Source organism: Streptomyces caeruleatus (genome assembly GCF_001514235.1).
Lineage (GTDB): Bacteria > Actinomycetota > Actinomycetes > Streptomycetales > Streptomycetaceae > Streptomyces > Streptomyces caeruleatus.
In genome coordinates this window covers 1-1,327 of the sequence record NZ_KQ948962.1, presented here as the reverse complement: position 1 = coordinate 1,327, position 1,327 = coordinate 1, and the positions used below count along the sequence as shown (strand labels likewise).

Annotated in this window: 1 protein-coding gene; it reads left to right on the top strand. The window is 70.3% G+C overall.

What is annotated here, in order from left to right; genetic code table 11:
• Positions 1–1,327 (top strand): polyketide synthase dehydratase domain-containing protein (locus tag AQJ67_RS50355; protein WP_208615162.1); only part of this gene is annotated, 1,327 nt, incomplete at both ends.

Genomic DNA, 1,327 nt, shown 5'->3' with positions numbered 1-1,327 from the left:
GTGGTGTTCACCAGCCGGTTGTCTCTCGCCTTGCATGAGTGGCTGGCTGATTACGTGGTGGGTGGTGTGGTGGTTGTGCCGGGCACCGCGTTGGCGGAGTTGCTGGTGCGGGCCGGTGACGAGGTGGGGTGTGGTGTTCTGGAGAAGCTGGCGTTGGAGCGGCCGTTGGTGCTGCCCGAGCGCGGGGGCGTGCAGGTGCAGGTGGTCCTCGACGCGCCGGAGTCCGGTCGTCGTGCGGTGAGTGTGTATGCGCGGCCGGAGGGGGAGACCGACTGGACACGCCACGCCAGTGGAACGCTGGCCTCCGAGGCATCCGTGCCGGTGTGGCAGGAAGTGGTGTGGCCGCCGGCGGATGCCATCAAGGTGCCGGTGGACGGGCTTTATGAGGGCCTGGCGGAGACGGGTTACGGATACGGTCCGGCCTTCCAGGGGCTGCGAGCCGCGTGGCGGCGAGGCGAAGAGGTCTTCGCTGAGGTGTGGCTGGCCGATGAAGTGGCTGAGCGGGCGGGTGAGTTCGGTATCCACCCGGCGTTGTTCGATGCCGCCCTGCACGCTGCCGCGTTCCTGCCCGCAGCCGGTGAAGGCGGACTTCCGTTCTCCTGGAGCGGGGTGTCGTTGCACGCCTCGGGCGCACGGTCGTTGCGGGTACACCTGTCGGTCACCGAGGACGGCGCACTCTGCCTGGACGCGGCTGACGAGACGGGCGCCCCGGTGGTGTCGGTGGATGCGTTGGCACTGCGGCCGGTGGATGGGGAACTGCTGGGGTCCGGGGCGGGGCAGCGGTCGTTGTTCAGCGTGCAGTGGACGGTGTTGCCCGGTATCGGCGGTGAAGTGCGGGCTGGGTCGTGGGCGGTGATCGGTGCCGGTGCGCCGGAGGTGGAGTCGCTGGGAGCGGTGCGTTACGCCGGGGTGGCGGGTCTGCTGGAGGCGGGTGCATCGGTGCCTGAGGTGCTGGTCGTTCCCTGCGCCGGGCCTCTGGAAGGTGACAGGGGTGTGCAGGCGCGGGCGTTGACCGGCCAAGTGCTGGGCGTGGTGGGTGAGGTGTTGGCCGAGGAGAGGCTGGTCGGCTCTCGGCTGGTGGTGCTCACACGCGGTGCGGTGGCTGTGGGGGCCGGTCAGGATGTGTCGGATCTGGCGGGTGCCGCAGTGTGGGGGTTGGTTCGTTCGGCGATGTCCGAGCATCCCGGTCGGCTGATGTTGGCGGATGTGGAGTCGTGGGTCGGGGACGTGCCGGTTGTGGTGGGGCTGGCGGGCGGTGACGAGCCTGAGGTCGCGGTGCGTGGTGGCCGGGTGCTGGTGCGCCGGCTGGCCCGTCCCGACACCGGCG